Origin of the sequence: Bradyrhizobium sp. i1.15.2 (genome assembly GCF_040548425.1) — a bacterium.
Classification (GTDB): Bacteria; Pseudomonadota; Alphaproteobacteria; order Rhizobiales; family Xanthobacteraceae; genus Bradyrhizobium; species Bradyrhizobium canariense.
Genome location: NZ_JBEPRQ010000001.1, coordinates 806246 through 820357, shown reverse-complemented (window position 1 = coordinate 820357; position 14112 = coordinate 806246). Strand labels below are relative to the sequence as shown.

The 14112-nt window shown below is 63.9% G+C and carries 14 protein-coding genes; 7 read left to right on the top strand and 7 right to left on the bottom strand.

From position 1 onward, the window contains the following. The first annotated feature begins 221 nt into the window (after positions 1–221). Positions 222–1025 (top strand): HesA/MoeB/ThiF family protein, encoded by an 804-nt coding sequence (locus tag ABIB80_RS03815; protein ID WP_007598366.1) that lies wholly within the window; start codon positions 222–224, stop codon positions 1023–1025. Positions 1026–1034: 9 nt separating this feature from the next. Here ABIB80_RS03815 and ABIB80_RS03810 read toward each other — a convergent pair whose 3' ends face one another. Next, positions 1035–2042, bottom strand: a complete 1008-nt coding sequence (locus ABIB80_RS03810) for an aldo/keto reductase (RefSeq protein ID WP_007598364.1) — start codon at positions 2040–2042, stop codon at positions 1035–1037. A gap of 115 nt (positions 2043–2157) precedes the next feature. Here ABIB80_RS03810 and ABIB80_RS03805 point away from each other — a divergent pair, with 115 nt between their 5' ends. Then, positions 2158–3066 (top strand): LysR family transcriptional regulator, encoded by a 909-nt coding sequence (locus tag ABIB80_RS03805; protein ID WP_007598362.1) that lies wholly within the window; start codon positions 2158–2160, stop codon positions 3064–3066. A 140-nt stretch (positions 3067–3206) separates the two neighbouring features. Here ABIB80_RS03805 and ABIB80_RS03800 read toward each other — a convergent pair whose 3' ends face one another. Then, positions 3207–4208: a 2-hydroxyacid dehydrogenase gene (locus ABIB80_RS03800; RefSeq protein ID WP_007598360.1), complete on the bottom strand. Its 1002-nt coding sequence runs from the start codon at positions 4206–4208 to the stop codon at positions 3207–3209. Between the two features lie 327 nt (positions 4209–4535). Here ABIB80_RS03800 and ABIB80_RS03795 point away from each other — a divergent pair, with 327 nt between their 5' ends. Next, positions 4536–5066: an SH3 domain-containing protein gene (locus tag ABIB80_RS03795; RefSeq protein WP_007598358.1), complete on the top strand. Its 531-nt coding sequence runs from the start codon at positions 4536–4538 to the stop codon at positions 5064–5066. Between the two features lie 152 nt (positions 5067–5218). Here the strand turns inward: ABIB80_RS03795 and irrA are convergent, their stop codons facing one another. Then, positions 5219–5710: an iron response transcriptional regulator IrrA gene (gene irrA / locus ABIB80_RS03790; protein ID WP_007598357.1), complete on the bottom strand. Its 492-nt coding sequence runs from the start codon at positions 5708–5710 to the stop codon at positions 5219–5221. A gap of 354 nt (positions 5711–6064) precedes the next feature. Here irrA and fabA point away from each other — a divergent pair, with 354 nt between their 5' ends. The 3 genes from fabA to fabI all read left to right on the top strand — a co-directional run bounded on the left by fabA (position 6065) and on the right by fabI (position 8806). Continuing rightward, a complete protein-coding gene (fabA, locus tag ABIB80_RS03785) occupies positions 6065–6586 on the top strand; it encodes a bifunctional 3-hydroxydecanoyl-ACP dehydratase/trans-2-decenoyl-ACP isomerase (RefSeq protein WP_007598355.1) in 522 nt (173 codons plus the stop codon). A gap of 39 nt (positions 6587–6625) precedes the next feature. After that, on the top strand, positions 6626–7849 hold the full coding sequence (gene fabB, locus ABIB80_RS03780; RefSeq protein WP_007598354.1) for a beta-ketoacyl-ACP synthase I: 1224 nt from the start codon (positions 6626–6628) through the stop codon (positions 7847–7849). A gap of 156 nt (positions 7850–8005) precedes the next feature. Further along, on the top strand, positions 8006–8806 hold the full coding sequence (gene fabI, locus ABIB80_RS03775) for an enoyl-ACP reductase FabI (RefSeq protein ID WP_007598353.1): 801 nt from the start codon (positions 8006–8008) through the stop codon (positions 8804–8806). Here the strand turns inward: fabI and ABIB80_RS03770 are convergent. From ABIB80_RS03770 to ABIB80_RS03755, 4 genes are all read right to left on the bottom strand, one after another. After that, the gene (locus ABIB80_RS03770) at positions 8803–9399 is read right to left on the bottom strand and encodes a glutathione S-transferase family protein (RefSeq protein ID WP_007598352.1); all 597 of its coding nucleotides are present in this window, start codon (positions 9397–9399) and stop codon (positions 8803–8805) included. The genes fabI and ABIB80_RS03770 overlap by 4 nt on opposite strands. 101 nt (positions 9400–9500) lie before the next feature. Continuing rightward, positions 9501–10328, bottom strand: a complete 828-nt coding sequence (locus tag ABIB80_RS03765; protein WP_354127080.1) for a hypothetical protein — start codon at positions 10326–10328, stop codon at positions 9501–9503. A gap of 91 nt (positions 10329–10419) precedes the next feature. Beyond that, the gene (locus ABIB80_RS03760; protein ID WP_007598350.1) at positions 10420–10884 is read right to left on the bottom strand and encodes a GNAT family N-acetyltransferase; all 465 of its coding nucleotides are present in this window, start codon (positions 10882–10884) and stop codon (positions 10420–10422) included. A 7-nt stretch (positions 10885–10891) separates the two neighbouring features. After that, positions 10892–11818, bottom strand: coding sequence for a hydrogen peroxide-inducible genes activator (locus ABIB80_RS03755; RefSeq protein WP_007598349.1), 927 nt, complete (start codon positions 11816–11818; stop codon positions 10892–10894). Between the two features lie 114 nt (positions 11819–11932). On the opposite strand from ABIB80_RS03755, the gene katG reads away from it, so the two are divergent. Continuing rightward, on the top strand, positions 11933–14101 hold the full coding sequence (katG, locus tag ABIB80_RS03750) for a catalase/peroxidase HPI (protein WP_007598348.1): 2169 nt from the start codon (positions 11933–11935) through the stop codon (positions 14099–14101). Positions 14102–14112: the final 11 nt, after the last annotated feature.

The following is a 14112-nucleotide window of genomic DNA, read 5'->3' as shown; positions in this document are numbered from 1 at the left end:
TGCCATTGAAGCACATCTCGTTGGTCGCGAACAATGTTGCGGTGGTTCAGGCCGGCGATAGAAGCCGTGGACTCAGGCCCTCATCCTGAGGAGCGGCCTCAAGGCCGCGTCTCGAAGGATCGCCCGCGGCGATAGCAGGGCCTGCATGGTTCGAGACGCGCGTTCCGCGCTCCTCACCATGAGGATCGACAGCGAGAGCGTAGTAGGAGAGGCGTAGGACGATGCTGAGCCCGGACGAACTCGAACGCTATGCCCGCCATATCGTGCTGCGCGATGTCGGTGGTCCCGGCCAGGCTGCGCTGAAGCGGGCCTCCGTGCTGGTGATCGGCGCCGGCGGGCTCGGTGCGCCCGCGTTGATGTATCTGGCGGCCGCCGGCATCGGTACGCTCGGCGTGGTCGATGACGATGTGGTGTCGCTGTCGAACCTCCAGCGCCAGGTCATTCACACCACGCCCGATATCGGCCGGCACAAGGTCGAGAGCGCGGCCGAACGGATCACGGCGCTCAATCCGCATGTCCGCTTCGTCGGCCACGCCACCTGGCTCAATGCCGACAATGCGCTGGCGCTGATCGGCGACTATGACCTCGTGCTTGACGGCTCCGACAATTTCTCGACCCGCTATCTGGCCTCGGACGCCTGCTTCTTCGCCAAGAGGCCGCTGATCACGGCGGCGCTCGGCACCTTCGATGGCTCGCTGACCACCATCCGTGCGCATGAGAAGAACGAGCAGGGCGAATTCAATCCGACCTATCGCTGCCTGTTCCCGGAGGCGCCGCCGCCCGGGACCGTGCCGGCCTGCGCCGAAGCCGGCGTCATGGGCGCGCTCGCGGGCGTGATGGGCTCGATGATGGCGCTGGAGGCGATCCGCGAGATCGTCGGCTTTGGCGACGGCCTGGTTGGCCGTCTCCTCATGATCGATGCGCGCGCGATGCGCTTCGAGACGCTGCGTTACGCGCGCGATCCGGCCAATCCGCTCAATGGCGATGGGCCTGTGATCACCGATCTCAGCGCCCATCGCACCTGATCGCAGCCGCTACGCCGTGGCCGGCTTCTCGCTGTCGAGATGCGCCATCTGCTCGGCCGCGTAACGCGTACCGGCGGCGACATCGGGCGGGAAGGCCTTTGCCAGCACCGCGAGATGAGCCGGCGTCAGCGTGACCTCGGCCGCACCAAGTGCCTCGCTGAGGCGGTTACGGGTGCGGGCGCCGACCAGCGGCACGATCTCCTTCCCTTGCGCCGCCACCCAGGCGATCGCGACCTGTGCCGGCGTCGCGCCAATCTCGGCGGCGATGGTGCGCAGCTGCTCCACCAGAGCCAGATTGACCTCGAGATTCGATCCCTGGAAGCGCGGCGTCATCAGCCGGTAATCCTTGCCTGCCTTGCCGGAGTCCTTCGACCAATGACCGCTGATGAGGCCGCGCGCCAGCACGCCGTAAGCCGTGATGCCGATGCCGAGCTCGCGGCAGGTCGTCAGGATGTCGCGTTCGATGCCACGCTCGATCAGCGAATATTCGATCTGGAGATCGGCGATCGGGTGCACGGCATGCGCGCGGCGGATGGTGTCGGAGCCGACCTCGGACAGGCCGATATGTTTGATGTAGCCGGCCTTCACGAGATCGGCGATGCCGCCGATGGTTTCCTCGATCGGAATGTTGGGATCGAGCCGCGCCGGACGGTAGATGTCGATGTAGTCGGTGCCGAGCCGCTGCAGTGAATAGGCCAGGAAGTTCCTCGTTGCGGCCGGCCTCGTGTCCATGCCGGTGAATTCGCCGGCAGGACCGCGCAGCGCACCGAACTTGACGCTGATCTGCACCCTGTCGCGCGGCACGTCCTTGAGCGCTTCGCGCACCAGCATTTCATTGTGGCCCATGGCGTAGAAATCGCCGGTGTCGACCAGGGTGATGCCGGCATCCAGCGCCGCGTGGATCGTGGCGATGCTCTCGCCGCGATCGGCGGGGCCGTAGACCTCGGACATGCCCATGCAGCCGAGGCCGAGGCTTGAGACGGTGGGGCCGGTTGAACCGAGTTTGCGCTGTTCCATGATGGCTCTCCTCGAAAAGGCGGTGACTGCGCCGCGTGACGAGGCCAGATATGCGCCTGATCGATTACGCCGATAAGCTGGACAATCGAGAATGGCTTGTTCACATTGGCGAACAATGCCCGAGCCCGACCTGCGTGATCTCGACGTCTTCGTGGCGGTCGCCCGCACCCGCAATTTCCGGCGTGCGGCGATCGATATTCGCGTGTCGGTGTCGAGCCTTAGCCAGCGATTGCGGGACCTGGAGGAGCGCCTCGGCGTCCGCCTGATGAACCGCACGACCCGTAGCGTCGCCCTGACCGAGGCGGGTGAGTTGCTGCTGTCGCGCGTGGCGCCGGCGCTGCGCGATGTCGGCGACGCCCTGGATCAGGTCCGGGGCCTGCGCGAGGTGGCCTCGGGCCGGCTGCGCATCAACGCGCCGCCGCCTGCGGTCGATCTCGTGCTGGCGCCGATGGTCGGGCCGTTCCTCAAGGCCTATCCGCAGGTCGACCTCGACATCGTCTCCGAGAGCGGGTTCGTCGATATCGTCAGCGCGGGCTTCGATGCCGGCGTGCGTTATGGCGAGCATCTCGCGCAGGACATGGTGGCGATCCCGCTGAGCGGCCCGCAGAGCTATGTCGTGGTCGCTTCGCCCGATTACCTCGCACGCCGCGGCAAGCCTGAGCATCCGAAGGATCTACTCGACCACGATTGCATCCGCGCCCGCTACTCCAGCGGTGTCATGCATGATCTGGAGTTCGAGAAGGCCGGTCAGCTGGTGAAAGTCGACCCGCCGGCAAAGCTGATCTCGACCAACATGGGCCTCTCCATGCGCGCGGCGCTCGACGGAGCCGGCATCTGGGCGACGCTTGATGGTTACGTCGGCGAAGCCCTGAAGTCGGGCGCGCTGGTCAGGCTGCTTGAAGACTGGTGCGAGCCGTTTTCCGGACCGTTCCTGTACTATCCAAGCCGGCGCCAGACGCCGCCGGCGCTGCGGGCCTTCATCGATTTCGTCGCCGACTGGCGCAAGCGAAACGCCCGAGGATAGCAGACCCTCATGGTGAGGAGCGCGGAACGCGCGTCTCGAACCATGAAGGCCCGGATCTCGCCTGCGGCAATCCTTCGAGACGACCGCTACGCGGTCTCCTCAGGATGAGGCAGGAGAGCTTATCGCGCAGAAAGTTGAACTCAGAGCATGCTCGGCAGCACGCGATCCGGCGGCTTGTGCGCGTCGAGGAAGGTGCGGATGTTGATGATCACCTTCTCGCCCATCTCGACGCGGCCCTCGATCGTGGCCGAGCCCATATGCGGCAGCAGCGTCACCTTGCCGGCCTTGGCGAGCCGCACCAGCTTCGGGTTCACCGCGGGCTCGTGCTCGTAGACGTCGAGGCCGGCGCCGCCGATCTCGCCGCCTTCGATCAGCTTGATCAGCGTGTCCTCGTCAGTGACCCCGCCGCGCGCGGTGTTGACGATGTAGGCGTCCTTGCGGATCAGCTTCAGCCGGCGCGCCGACAGCAGATGGTAGGTCGCCGGCGTGTGCGGACAGTTCACCGAGATGATGTCCATTCGAGCCAGCATCTGGTCGAGGCTTTCCCAATAGGTCGCGCCCAGCTCTTCGGCGATCTTCGGCGCCACCGGCCGGCGGTTGTGATAGTGGATCTGCAAGCCGAAGGCGCGGGCGCGGCGTGCGACCGCCTGGCCGATGCGGCCCATGCCGATGATGCCGAGGCGCTTTCCGCCGATGCGATGGCCGAGCATCCAGGTCGGCGACCAGCCCGGCCAGGGTTTTCCTTCCGTCAGGATCGAGGCGCCTTCGATCATCCGCCTGGGCACGGCGAGGATCAGTGCCATGGTCATGTCGGCGGTGTCTTCGGTCAGAACCTTCGGTGTGTTGGTGACGGTGATGCCGCGGGCATGCGCGGCCTCGACATCGATGTTGTCGACGCCGTTGCCGAAATTCGCGATCAGTTTCAGCCTGCAGTCGGGCTGGTTGACGATGTCGGCGGAGATGTGATCGGTCACGGTTGGGACCAGCACATCGGCCGTGCGGGCGGCTTCCGCGATCTGCTCGGGCGACATCGGCGCGTCGTCGAGATTGATCCGCGCGTCGAATAGCTCGCGCATCCGGGTCTCGATCGAGTCCGGAAGCTTGCGCGTCACCACGACGAGGGGCTTTTTCTTCACCGACATGTCCTGCCCTCATGAGGCGTTGCGAGCCGCCTCTGTCGCCAAAGGCCGGCCGTTGAGGCCTCATTAACCCGGTTGTTCGACACTGCAACTGCCGTGTCGTCCCCGGCGTTTCCTTCAAGCTCTCCCGACATTTCCGGCCGGAAAATCGGGACAAACCGGTTGTTCAGATGCCCGTCCTCTCTAGCAGAAGGCCGGGCCAAGACAAGAACCACGGGTAAAGGGCTCGGGAACACCCGCATAGGCGGGTCACAGGGGCGGCAGCGGCCTGGTTTTGGAATTTTGGGGCGAGGGCCCGGCTCGGCCGGACCTTCGACAGGAGACGGGTTGATGGCGTTGGGGCGTTTTTGTTCGGTGATGGCGCTCGTTTGCACCTGGTTGAGCGCTTCGGTCAGCCCGGGGCATTCGGCAAAGGACAGCACACCCCAGACTGCCTCGGGCCTCCCGGTGCCGCGCTACGTCAGCCTGAAATCGGATCACGTCAACGTCCGCGCCGGCCCGACCAAGGACAATGACGTCGCCTGGGTCTACACCCGCTCCGGCCTGCCGGTCGAAATCACCGCCGAGTTCGAGAACTGGCGCCGGGTCCGCGATTCCGAGGGCGCCGAGGGCTGGGTCTATCACTCGCTGCTGTCGGGCCGCCGTACCGCCGTCGTCACGATGAAGCACAAGGACGAGCTTGCGCCGATCTATGACCGCGCCGATCCCGACAGCGCGGTGGCCGCAAAGCTCCAGGCCGGCGTCGTCACGCAGGTGAAAAAGTGCACCACAAACTGGTGCCACGTCACCGGCAACGGCTTTGACGGCTGGATTCAGCAGGAGCGCCTCTGGGGCGTCTACTCGGACGAGCAGGTGAACTGACCCAACGGGTCATCCCGGGGCGATGCACAGCATCGAACCCGGGATCTCGAGATTCCGGGCTCGGTGCTGCGTACCGCCCCGGAATGACGGCGTAAAACAATATGGCCGGGAAATCCCGGCCATGAAAATCAAATCAGTGATGTAAGACGATCTCAGCGCTTCTTGCGCAGCCGTACGACCATGTCGATGCGGGCGATCTCGTAACCCGCGGGCACCTCCGGCATCTTGGACAGCGCCAGATGCGGATCCTCGATGTCGACCAGCTCGTGGCTGTTCTCGAGATAATAGTGATGGTGGGTCGTGACGTTGGTATCAAAATAGGTCTTGGTGCCGTCAACGCTGACCTGACGCAGCAGACCGGCGTCGGTGAGCTGGTTCAGCGTGTTGTAGACGGTGGCAAGTGAGACCGGCACCTTGGCCAGCGTCGCTTCCTCGTAAAGCATTTCAGCCGTGAGGTGTCGCGCACCCTTGCCGAACAGGAGCCAGCCGAGCGCCATACGCTGGCGCGTCGGGCGAAGCCCGGCGGATTGGAGCATTTCGTTGACGTCGTGCCACGGGCAACCGGTCAAAGCCGGCTGGCGGCCCGACATAAGAGCCGCCGCATGAGCCTCGTCGTCGCGATGGGGCGCGTTATTTTCGTTCATTTCCAGCTTCGGGCACGCGTGAACACTGTGGTCTCCAACATATATGGAGAGATAGATGCAGATGCAAGTTTCTCGCAACTAGAGTGGTTCTAATTAGCAGGGGAACCGGGCCGGCGGCCCGTCATTTTACCTTCATGAGAGCGCTTTGCTACCCGAAATGGCCTGTGTTAGAGAGCCCGCGGTTCCGCTTAACCGATTTTGGCGCGACCCGGCATTGAAGGCCGTTCGCTATCTATCCGGGGTCCTTCGTTATTCTCGTCTGAGAATGGCAACAGATGTTGCTTTTCGAACAGGATGGGGCCCATTTTCGCCGGAAACGCCGCTCAGTCGGGGTTAGAACACAAAGGCTTCCGCATGCTGAACAGGCGCAACGGTTACGAATATGAAGATCTGCTGGCATGTGCCCGCGGCGAGATGTTCGGCCCTGGCAATGCGCAATTGCCGCTGCCGCCGATGCTCATGTTCGACCGCATTTCGGACATCAGCGAGACCGGCGGCGAATTCGGCAAGGGGGTAGTGCGTGCCGAACTCGACGTGAAGCCCGACCTCTGGTTCTTCGGCTGCCACTTCAAGAACGATCCGGTGATGCCCGGCTGCCTCGGCCTCGATGCGCTGTGGCAAATGGTCGGCTTTTATCTGGGCTGGAGCGGCGGTGAAGGTCGCGGTCGCGCGCTTGGCCTGAACGAGCTGAAGTTCAGCGGCCAGGTGCTGCCGGAGGCCCGCAAGGTTGTGTACAACATCGATATCAAGCGCGTGATGCGTTCAAAGCTGGTGCTCGGTATCGCCGACGGATGGCTTTCGGTCGATGACCAGATTATCTATCGCGCGAAGGATTTGAAGGTCGGCCTGTTCAAGCAGGGCACGAGCCTGGGCTGAGCGCATCACCACGAAGATAACGATTGAGGCGAGGCTGTCATGAGGCGGGTTGTGGTCACCGGGATGGGCATTGTCTCTTCCATCGGAAACAACACCCAGGAAGTGCTTGCGAGCCTTCACGAGGCGAAGTCGGGCATTTCGCGGGCTGAGAAATATGCCGAGCTCGGCTTCCGTTCGCAGGTGCAGGGTGCGCCGACGCTCGATCCCTCGACGGTGGTCGACCGCCGCGCCATGCGTTTCCTCGGTCAGGGCGCGGCGTGGAATCACGTCGCGATGGAACAGGCGATCCAGGATTCCGGTCTTTCGCCTGACGAAATTTCCAATATTCGCACCGGCATCATCATGGGATCCGGCGGTCCGTCCGCGCGCACCATCGTCGAGGCCGCCGACATCACCCGCACCAAGGGACCGAAGCGCGTCGGGCCGTTTGCAGTGCCGAAGGCGATGTCCTCCACGGCCTCCGCGACGCTTGCAACCTGGTTCAAGATCAAGGGCGTGAACTATTCGATTTCGTCGGCCTGCGCGACGTCGAACCATTGCGTCGGCAACGCCTATGAGACGATCCAGATCGGCAAGCAGGACGTCATCTTCGCTGGCGGCTGCGAGGAGCTGGACTGGTCGCTGTCGGTGCTGTTCGACGCCATGGGCGCGATGTCCTCGAAGTACAACGACACGCCCTCCACGGCCTCGCGTCCCTACGACGTCAACCGCGACGGCTTCGTGATTGCTGGCGGCGCCGGCGTGCTGGTGCTGGAAGAGCTCGAGCATGCCAAGGCGCGCGGCGCGCGCATTTACGGCGAGATCGTCGGCTACGGCGCGACGTCCGACGGCTACGACATGGTCGCACCATCAGGCGAGGGTGCCGAGCGCTGCATGCGCATGGCGATGTCGACCGTGAAGACCAAGGTCGACTACATCAATCCGCACGCGACATCGACGCCGGCCGGCGATCCGCCGGAGATCGACGCGCTCCGCAGGGTGTTCGGAAGCGGCGAGAAGTGCCCGCCGATCTCGGCGACCAAGGCGCTGACGGGCCACTCCCTGGGCGCAACCGGCGTGCAGGAAGCGATCTATTCGCTGCTGATGATGAACAATGGTTTCATCTGCGAGAGCGCCCACATCCAGGAGCTCGACCCCGTGTTCGCCGACATGCCGATCGTGCGCAAGCGCATCGACAACGTCAAGATCGGCACCGTGCTGTCGAACTCCTTCGGCTTCGGCGGCACCAACGCCACGCTGGTGTTCAGCCGGCTTGATGCGTGAGGTCCTTGCGGACGCGCTGGTAATTTTCTCGTCATGGCCGGGCTTGTCCCGGCCATCCACGTCTTTGCTCACGTCTTGGCCTCCGGCTTCGAAGGGCGTGGATGCCCGGGACAAGCCCGGGCATGACGAAAGCGGAAAGTGAAAGGTGACCGTGAAATGGAAGGTTTGATGAAAGGCAAGCGCGGTCTGATCATGGGCATCGCCAATGATCATTCGATCGCCTGGGGCATGGCGAAGACGCTGCATGCCCATGGCGCCGAGCTTGCCTTCACCTTCCAGGGCGAGGCCTTGGGCAAGCGCGTCAAGCCGTTGGCGGAGCAGCTTGGCGTCGACATGGTGCTGCCCTGCGACGTCGAGGACATCGCCAGCGTCGATGCCACCTTCGATGTGCTCCGCGAAAAATGGGGCAAGCTCGACTTCGTCATCCACGCGATCGGCTTCGCCGACAAGAACGAGCTCAAGGGCCGCTACGCCGACACCAGCCGCGAGAATTTTTCGCGCACCATGGTGATCTCCTGCTTCTCCTTCACGGAAGTGGCAAAACGCGCCGCCGAGCTGATGACGGAGGGCGGCAGCATGATCACGCTGACCTTCGGCGCTTCGGAACGCGCGATGCCGAACTACAACGTGATGGGCGTGGCCAAGGCGGCGCTGGAAGCCTCGGTGCGCTATCTCGCCTCCGACTTCGGACCGCGCGGCATCCGCGTCAACGCGATCTCCGCCGGCCCGATCCGCACGCTCGCCGGCTCCGGCATCGGCGAGGCGCGCGCGATGTTCGCCTTCATGCAAAAGCATTCCCCGCTCCGCCGCGGCGTCACGCTCGACGAGCTCGGCGGCTCGGCGCTGTATCTGTTGTCGGATCTCTCCGGCGGCGTGACCGGCGAGATCCACTATGTCGATAGCGGCTACAACATCGTCCTGATGCCGAGGCCGGATGATATGAAGACGCAGGACTAACCCGCCGCGATCTGCTCCGCGCGCTGGAACGCCGGCCGTGCCATGCAGCGGGTGAGATAGGCCTCGAAGGCCGGGCGCGACGGCACCATCTTGAACAGGCGCACCGCGAAGTTCAGGCCCGAGCCGATCGTGATGTCGGCGGCGGAAAATTCCTCCCCGAGGACCCACGGCCCCTTGGCAAGCGCGGCTTCCAGCACGTCGAAGACCTGCGTTGCGCTGCCCCAGGCCGCGGTCGATGTCGGGATCTCGATCTTCGTGAAGATCTGGATGATGGCGGGTTCGATGCAGCCCGGCGAGAAGAACAGCCATTGCAGGTAACGCGCACGGCGCGGGTCCGTCACGGCTGGGGCTAGCCTGGTCTCGGGATAGCGATCGGCAATGTAGGCGCAGATGGCGGCGGCTTCGCCGAGCGCGGCATCGCCGTCGGTCAGCGCCGGAACCTTGCCCATCGGATTGACCTTCAGGTAGTCCGGCGCCTTCTGTGCGCCGGTCGAGATGTCCGTCAGCACGCGCTCATACGGCAGGCCACTCTCTTCCATCAGCCAGAGCGTCGTGAATGAGCGCGAACGGGGCGACCAATAGAGCTTGATCATGGAAGCGGACCTTTCATCGGTGGCAGCCGAACAGCGCGCAATTTCATGGCGCGTCCGCAGCGAATCCGCAATGCACTACGCCAGGTATGGAATGCTCCGGCTCAATCTTCCTTGAGATAGCCGGGGAGTCCGCGGTCGAGCCTATCTGCGACGAGTGTTCGTGTCCTCTCGCGCAGCGTCGCGTTGGCTGAAGCTGCCGCGGGCGGCTCGGGGAACAGCGAGTTGTCGAGCTTGGTGAGCGGGTCTTCGGTCAGCCGCAGACTTGCGGCGAAGTTCGCGCCGAAATTCACAAAGGGGCGCTTGATTTCCTCATAGCTTCTGCCGTCGATCAGGTTGATCGAGATGTTGGCGAACAAATGCGAATGCCGGATCAGATTTCCGAGCCCCTGATTGAATGTGCCGATGCCGTTTAACATCAGGCGGGTGCCCGGCAGTTCTCCCTTGTACGTGGTCGCAACCAGATAGCGAGCGCAGCTCCCGTTCGGAGTGATGCCGCGCACGATCGCTGGCAGGCGTTCGTTGGGATCGGGAATGAATCGCGATTTCGGATTGTAGAAGGGTTCGAAGGCCCCCTTGGGGTAGGCGATCCTGCGAACACCGGGATCGCCACCCGTTGCGGCTTTAACCCGCGCAAACACGAGATCGTCGAGACCCCAGTCGATGGGAATCTCGGTCTCCTCGCTCTCGAAAATGGTCAGCCCGAATTTCTGGACGGAATAGCGCTCGCCGATCACCGAGATCACGCCAAGCCGGCACGGGCCGCTCTCGACCGCGACCGGCTGCTTCGCCACCGGTTTGGCCTTCGGCGCGGCCTTCTTGGCAGCTGGTTTTGCCGGTGCGGGAGATGCGGTGGTTGCGGAAGGGGTTTGCGCTACTGCCGGAGCCAGAAAGGACAGCAGGACGAGCAATGAGGCAGCAGATCGAAACATGGATTCCAGGGGAGCAGCGGCAGGAGGACATCGGAGATGCCACACTAAGTTGGGATCGTGACAACCGCAAGCTGCATCAGAAGATCGTTGTCTATGCGGAGGGCCGCTGCCGCTTCCATCTATAATACTTCATCACAAACCCGTTCGAGGGCTCGATCTCTTGCTTCTCGAACACAAAGCCCTCGCGCTCGTACCAGCGCCAGGCTTTCTCGTTCTCGCGGACGCAGCGCAGATACATCTCGTCCGGCATTTGCGTACGCGTGAAGGCGAGCAATTGGCGGCCGAGCGATTGGCCCTGATAGGCGGGCGCGACGAACAGCATGTCGAGATAGAGTTTTGGCAAATGCAGCGCCAGCATTGCGGCGATCGTGCCGTCGTCGTCGGCGACGAACAGGCTCCAACCGTCCTCGATCTCGCGCCGGACGCGTGCACGCAGGTTTGCGAGCAGGAATTCACTCGTCTCGCCGAGCCCGGTCGAGACCCAGCTCTCCATCCAGACGCGGCCGATCTCGTCGTATTCGTCCGCGCGGGCCGGGCGGATGATGGGATGCGACATCGAGGGCTCAAATCGGCTTGCTGCGCACGGATGGGCGCGCGCGCACCTTGCCCGCCGACAGGCACACCACCTCGGAGATTTGCAGGAGTTGCCGCGCCAGCGGGCTGGTCTTGCGCCAGACCATGCCGATGGTGCGTGACGGCTGCGGGTCGCGGAAGCGCGCGAGCGAGACCGAGGCCGATCGCGTCTCCACCGACACGGCCATCTCTGGGATCAAGGTGACGCCGATGCCGGCGCTGACCATCTGGACCAGCGTCGACAGCGAATTGGCATCCAGCATCTCGCGCGGCGGCGCCGATTGCATGTTGCAGAATGACAGCGCCTGATCGCGGAAGCAGTGCCCCTCTTCGAGCAGCAGCAGCCGCATCTCGCGCATCATCTCCCGCGACGGTGCCGGCGTTCCCTCATCTGCGCTCGGCCGCACCAGCAGGAATTTTTCCTCGAACAGGGCGACCTCGGTGAGCGAGGGCTCCGACACCGGGAGCGCAACGATCGCGGTATCGAGTCGGCCTTCCACCAGTTCCTGGATCAGCCGCGGCGTCATCGTCTCGCGCACGCGGATGTCGAGCTCCGGATGCATGCGCGTCAAATTCTTGGTGATCGTCGGCAGCAGATAGGGCGCGATCGTCGGAATCATGCCGATGCGCAGCCGTCCGGAGAACCGGTCCTGCGAGGCGCGGGCGAAATCGCCGAGTTCGTCGACCGAGCGCAAAATGTCGCGGACGCGCTGCGCGAGCTCCTCGCCAAATCGGGTCAGCGCCACCTGCCGAGCGCTGCGCTCCAGCAGCAGGCCGCCGAGCGCCTCCTCCAGCTCCTTGATCTGCATTGACAGGGCCGGCTGCGAGATCGAACAGGACTCAGCCGCGCGGCCGAAATGATTGTGACGCGCCAGGGCGTCAAAATACCGGAGCTGGCGCAGCGTGAGATTTAGCATCAGAAAATCTTATCGCTGCGATCATTAAAGTCAACTTCCCCTGATCGAACGTGAAGCCTAGAGTGCTTCTACCTGGTCAATGGCGCGAGTTCGACGCCACCAGAGGAGGTATTCATGGACGACACTTCAAAGTGCCCGTTTTCGGGTGGAAAACGTGTGCCGGCGAACCGCGATTGGTGGCCGACCCAGCTCAGCATCGAGATGCTGCACAAGAATTCGGCCAAGTCCGACCCGATGGACAAGGACTTCGACTACGCCAAGGAATTCAAGTCGCTCGACCTGAACGCGGTCATCAAGGACCTGACCGCTCTGATGACCGAATCGCAGGAATGGTGGCCCGCCGACTTCGGTCACTACGGCGGCCTCATGATCCGCATGGCCTGGCACAGCGCGGGCACCTATCGCACCACCGACGGTCGCGGTGGCGCCGGCGCCGGACAGCAGCGTTTCGCGCCGCTCAACAGCTGGCCCGACAACGCCAATCTCGACAAGGCACGCCGTCTGCTCTGGCCGATCAAGCAGAAATACGGCCGCAAGATTTCCTGGGCCGATTTGATGGTGCTGGCCGGCAACGTCGCGCTGGAGTCGATGGGCTTCAAGACCTTCGGCTTCGCCGGTGGCCGCGCCGACGTGTGGGAGCCGGAAGAGCTCTATTGGGGTCCCGAAGGCACGTGGCTGGGCGATGAGCGCTACAGCGGCGAACGTCAGCTCGCCGAGCCGCTCGGCGCGGTGCAGATGGGCCTCATCTACGTCAATCCAGAAGGCCCGAACGGCAAGCCGGATCCGATCGCCGCGGCAAAGGACATCCGCGAGACGTTCGCCCGCATGGCGATGAACGACGAGGAAACCGTCGCGCTGATCGCCGGCGGCCACACCTTCGGCAAGACCCATGGTGCCGGCGATCCGTCGCTGGTCGGACCGGAGCCGGAAGCGGGCGCGCTCGAGGATCAGGGCCTCGGCTGGAAGAGCAAGCACGCTTCGGGCATTGGCGGCGATTCCATCACCAGCGGCCTCGAGGTGACCTGGACGACGACGCCGACGAAGTGGAGCAACAACTTCTTCGAGAACCTGTTCAAGTACGAATGGGAGCTGACGAAGAGCCCGGGCGGTGCGCAGCAGTGGACGGCCAAGGGCGCCGAGGCGATCATTCCCGACGCCTTCGACAAGTCCAAGAAGCATCGGCCGACGATGCTGACGACCGATCTGTCGCTGCGTATGGATCCGGCCTATGAGAAGATCTCGCGCCGCTTCCTGGAGAATCCCGATCAGTTCGCGGACGCCTTTGCCCGCGCCTGGTTCAAGCTCACCCATCGCGACATGGGCCCGATCCAACGCTATCTCGGCCCGCTGGTGCCGAAGGAAACGCTGATCTGGCAGGACCCGATCCCGGCCGTGAATCACGAGCTCGCGAGCGAGCAGGATATCGCCTCGCTGAAGACCAAGATCCTGGCTTCGGGTCTGTCGGTCTCGGAGCTGGTCTCGACCGCCTGGGCGTCGGCCTCGACGTTCCGGGGCTCGGACAAGCGCGGCGGCGCCAACGGCGCGCGCATCCGCCTCGCCCCGCAGAAGGATTGGGAGGTGAACGAGCCGGCTCAGCTCTCGAAGGTCCTGGGCAAGCTCGAAGCGATCCAGAAGGACTTCAACGCGTCATCCGGTGCGAAGAAGGTCTCGCTGGCGGACCTCATCGTGCTCGGCGGCACCGCCGCGGTCGAGAAGGCCGCCAAGGATGCCGGCGTCGACGTCAAGGTCGGCTTCACGCCGGGCCGCATGGATGCCTCGCAGGAGCAGACCGACGCCGCTTCGTTTGCTCCGCTGGAGCCGCGGGCCGATGGCTTCCGCAACTTCATCGGCAAGCGGCAGCAGTTCATGATGCCCGAGGAAGCTCTGGTCGATCGTGCGCAGCTGCTCCGGCTTACCGGTCCGGAGATGACGGTGCTCGTCGGCGGTCTGCGCGTACTCGGTGCCAATGCGAACGGTTCGAAGAACGGCGTCCTCACCTCGAAGGTGGGAACGCTGAGCAACGACTTCTTCGTCAACCTGCTCGACATGAGCACGCAGTGGACGCCGGCCGGCACCGACGGCACCTATGAGGCCCGCGACCGCAAGACCAACGCGGTCAAGTGGACCGGCACGCGCATCGACCTGATCTTCGGCGCACACTCGCAGCTTCGCGCCTACGCCGAGGTCTATGCCACGTCGGATTCCAAGGAGCAGTTCGTCAAGGACTTCGCCAAGGCTTGGACCAAGGTGATGAACCTCGACCGCTACGACATCGCGGCTTGAGGTGTTTGACC

Bases quoted from the DNA above. Each gene is read 5' to 3' on its own strand.
- ABIB80_RS03815 (WP_007598366.1), top strand. From the start codon at position 222: ATGCTGAGCCCGGACGAACTCGAACGCTATGCCCGCCATATCGTGCTG.
- ABIB80_RS03800 (WP_007598360.1), bottom strand. From the start codon at position 4,208: ATGTCGGTGAAGAAAAAGCCCCTCGTCGTGGTGACGCGCAAGCTTCCG.
- ABIB80_RS03765 (WP_354127080.1), bottom strand. From the start codon at position 10,328: ATGTTTCGATCTGCTGCCTCATTGCTCGTCCTGCTGTCCTTTCTGGCT.
- ABIB80_RS03795 (WP_007598358.1), top strand. From the start codon at position 4,536: ATGGCGTTGGGGCGTTTTTGTTCGGTGATGGCGCTCGTTTGCACCTGG.
- ABIB80_RS03810 (WP_007598364.1), bottom strand. From the start codon at position 2,042: ATGGAACAGCGCAAACTCGGTTCAACCGGCCCCACCGTCTCAAGCCTC.
- irrA (WP_007598357.1), bottom strand. From the start codon at position 5,710: ATGAACGAAAATAACGCGCCCCATCGCGACGACGAGGCTCATGCGGCG.
- fabI (WP_007598353.1), top strand. From the start codon at position 8,006: ATGGAAGGTTTGATGAAAGGCAAGCGCGGTCTGATCATGGGCATCGCC.
- katG (WP_007598348.1), top strand. From the start codon at position 11,933: ATGGACGACACTTCAAAGTGCCCGTTTTCGGGTGGAAAACGTGTGCCG.
- fabA (WP_007598355.1), top strand. From the start codon at position 6,065: ATGCTGAACAGGCGCAACGGTTACGAATATGAAGATCTGCTGGCATGT.
- ABIB80_RS03770 (WP_007598352.1), bottom strand. From the start codon at position 9,399: ATGATCAAGCTCTATTGGTCGCCCCGTTCGCGCTCATTCACGACGCTC.
- ABIB80_RS03760 (WP_007598350.1), bottom strand. From the start codon at position 10,884: ATGTCGCATCCCATCATCCGCCCGGCCCGCGCGGACGAATACGACGAG.
- ABIB80_RS03805 (WP_007598362.1), top strand. From the start codon at position 2,158: ATGCCCGAGCCCGACCTGCGTGATCTCGACGTCTTCGTGGCGGTCGCC.
- ABIB80_RS03755 (WP_007598349.1), bottom strand. From the start codon at position 11,818: ATGCTAAATCTCACGCTGCGCCAGCTCCGGTATTTTGACGCCCTGGCG.
- fabB (WP_007598354.1), top strand. From the start codon at position 6,626: ATGAGGCGGGTTGTGGTCACCGGGATGGGCATTGTCTCTTCCATCGGA.